We start from the raw sequence: 2,377 nt of genomic DNA on the forward strand, positions 1-2,377 counted from the left end.
ATTAGCAGCGGCTCCATTATCTTCATTCTCGCCATTTCTGGCTGGTAGATTTCGACGGGTATCTTGTTAATTCTTACTCTTCCCTTTCCTGGCTTTATCGTTGCCCTCGCTATTGCCGTCTTTCTCTTCCCACTTGTAACTATCACTTTCATGTTCTCACCTCGAATCCCAGATACCTACTGACTTCCTCAAGATATACGTACTTGTCGGTCTTACAAACATTCTCGAAATAAGCCGAATCAACTTTTTCGAATTCCACGCCTTCCAACTCTTTAGGAACTCCCATAAAAACTCTCAGTCTCCTGTAAGCTTCCCTTCCCCTCCTTGTTTTCCACGGGAGCATACCTCTTACGGTTCTCTTGAAAATCTTCTCCGGATGTCTCGGGAAATAGGGGCCTTTCTCTTTGCTTCCTCTGTCGTACTTTTCTTTGTACCTTTTGAAGACCATGTCTCTGTCTCCGGTTATGATCGCTTTTTCCGCATTGACAACAACTATCTTCTCTCCATTGAGCAATCTCTTGGCTATAACACTTGCCAATCTTCCGAGTACGTGATTTGAAGCATCTATAACCTTGAAATCGTCTCCGAGAGTTTTCAGAACCCTTTTAACGCTTACACCCATACTACCACCTCACACGAGAATTCGCACGTTGCTTCCCTTCGGATTCTCTTTGATTAACTCCTCTATGCTCATGCACGTTCCTCCAGCTTTCTCGATTTTTCTTTTGGCACTCTCTGAGAATTTAAAAGCTGCCACTTTTACAGCTCTGCTAATCTCTCCCGCTCCAAGCACTTTGCCGGGGATCAGCGCCACTTCGTTATCTTTCAAGTGCCTCTCGATCTTTCCCACGTTCACTTCCGCCATGTGCTTTGTTGGCTTAGCCAGTCTCTCCGCTACGTCTTTCCAAATCTTCGCGTTGTTCTCAGCTGAGGCTTTAAGCAATGTATCGATCAGCTTTACGAGATTCGGATTCGTTTTCCTCCTGACAACTTTTCTAATCTTGCTCATAACCACTCACCGACGATTAGAATTTACCGGAATGGGAGGATATTTAAAGCTAACTCACGGTATTTAAGTGTTGCACTTTGCTTTCTAAATCTTTTTATATTAATCCGGAGAAAAGGCAAGCATGAAATATGAGATCGTGTCGAAGCCGAGTTATTCCCTGCTAAATCTTACCCTTGAGAGAGGGGAAGAAGTTCTCGCTGAAGCTGGAGCAATGGTTTACATGAGGGGTGTAGAACTAAAAACCGAAACCAGGGGTGGATTTTTCGGAGGGATAAAAAGGCTACTTGCCGGAGAGTCTTTTTTTGTTAACAGATTCGTGGCTGTAGAGAATAACGCGATGCTGGGCTTAGCCCCTTCTTATCAGGGAGATATCGTTCACATACCTTTGAACGGAAGACTTTATGCCCAAAGCGGAGCTTTTTTAGCCTCAACTCCGGGAATAGAGATGGATCTGAAGTGGGGTGGGGCGAAAACTTTCTTTGTCGGGGAGAGCTTGATCTTAATGAAGTTGGAGGGTAGTGGAGATCTGTTTTTGTCCTCTTTCGGAGGAATTCAGGAAATTCAAGTTGAGGGAAAATTTGTCGTCGACACTGGGCATATTGTGGCTTTCGAAGAGACGTTGGACTTTAAAGTGAGGAAAGCAGGAAGTTTGAAAGCGACAATACTCAGCGGAGAAGGGCTTGTAGCGGAATTCAACGGAGTTGGAAAAGTGTGGATTCAGACGAGATCTATAGCCGATTACATAGGCTGGTTATCTTCTCTGATACCTTCGAAGTGATATCATGAGCGAAATTATAGTCGGCTCCGCCATAAGAGCAACTTACATAGTTAGAGGAACGAGAGGAGCTTTGCTGTGCCCGCCACATCCTTTAATGGGTGGAAACAGATTCGACGTTCGGCTTGAGAGGATTGCAGCGGAGCTTCACAAGATCAATTACTCGACCCTAACCTTTGACTATAGAACTCCCTTCAGAGGGGGTGTTGGGGAGATAGAGGATGCAAGGAGTTGTTTGCTGTACTTGAAGGAAAGGCACGATTTTGTAGCTGTAATAGGTTACTCTTTTGGAAGCGTAGTAGCCTCTAACATAGCCGATGAAGCAGACGCCCTTGTTTTGATCTCTCCCCTCAAAAGGGTTAACGAGATTGAGCTGAGAGATAGTAACGTCCCGAAACTGATCATCATCGCAAGATACGATGAGATCGTCAGCTTTAAGGAATCTGAAGAAATAGCTGAGAGGCTTTCCGAGCCGAAGAAAGTTGTAGTTCTCGACACTGATCACTTTTACACCGGAATGTATCTTGAACTTGCCAAGGAGATAGCCGAGTTTTTGGCTGGAATTCAATAATCCGGGGACGATGGAGTAATAA

5 protein-coding genes are annotated in these 2,377 nt (G+C 44.8%); 2 read left to right on the forward strand and 3 right to left on the reverse strand.

Translation table 11 applies throughout. The features are described 5' to 3' along the window. From rpsI to F7C14_RS07360, 3 genes are all read right to left on the reverse strand, one after another. The coding region (gene rpsI / locus F7C14_RS07350) for a 30S ribosomal protein S9 (RefSeq protein WP_290901427.1) at positions 1-152 on the reverse strand (152 nt) is incomplete at its 3' end. Then, on the reverse strand, positions 149-622 hold the full coding sequence (gene rplM, locus F7C14_RS07355; RefSeq protein WP_290901423.1) for a 50S ribosomal protein L13: 474 nt from the start codon (positions 620-622) through the stop codon (positions 149-151). The genes rplM and rpsI, both read right to left, overlap by 4 nt. 9 nt (positions 623-631) lie before the next feature. Further along, the gene (locus F7C14_RS07360) at positions 632-1,009 is read right to left on the reverse strand and encodes a 50S ribosomal protein L18e (RefSeq protein ID WP_290901424.1); all 378 of its coding nucleotides are present in this window, start codon (positions 1,007-1,009) and stop codon (positions 632-634) included. A gap of 121 nt (positions 1,010-1,130) precedes the next feature. Here F7C14_RS07360 and F7C14_RS07365 point away from each other — a divergent pair, with 121 nt between their 5' ends. Together F7C14_RS07365 and F7C14_RS07370 are read left to right on the forward strand one after the other, a co-directional pair. Continuing rightward, complete coding sequence (locus F7C14_RS07365) at positions 1,131-1,787, forward strand: TIGR00266 family protein (RefSeq protein WP_290901425.1); 657 nt, start codon at positions 1,131-1,133, stop codon at positions 1,785-1,787. Positions 1,788-1,791: 4 nt separating this feature from the next. Continuing rightward, entirely contained in the window at positions 1,792-2,355 is a 564-nt protein-coding gene (locus tag F7C14_RS07370; RefSeq protein WP_290901426.1) for a dienelactone hydrolase family protein, read from the forward strand. The last annotated feature ends 22 nt before the right edge of the window (positions 2,356-2,377 follow it).

The organism is Ferroglobus sp. (genome assembly GCF_015521575.1).
GTDB lineage: Archaea > Halobacteriota > Archaeoglobi > Archaeoglobales > Archaeoglobaceae > Ferroglobus.

Excerpts from the sequence above, each read along its gene's own strand:
- rplM (WP_290901423.1), bottom strand. The coding sequence starts at position 622 with ATGGGTGTAAGCGTTAAAAGGGTTCTGAAAACTCTCGGAGACGATTTC.
- F7C14_RS07360 (WP_290901424.1), bottom strand. The coding sequence starts at position 1,009 with ATGAGCAAGATTAGAAAAGTTGTCAGGAGGAAAACGAATCCGAATCTC.
- F7C14_RS07365 (WP_290901425.1), top strand. The coding sequence starts at position 1,131 with ATGAAATATGAGATCGTGTCGAAGCCGAGTTATTCCCTGCTAAATCTT.
- F7C14_RS07370 (WP_290901426.1), top strand. The coding sequence starts at position 1,792 with ATGAGCGAAATTATAGTCGGCTCCGCCATAAGAGCAACTTACATAGTT.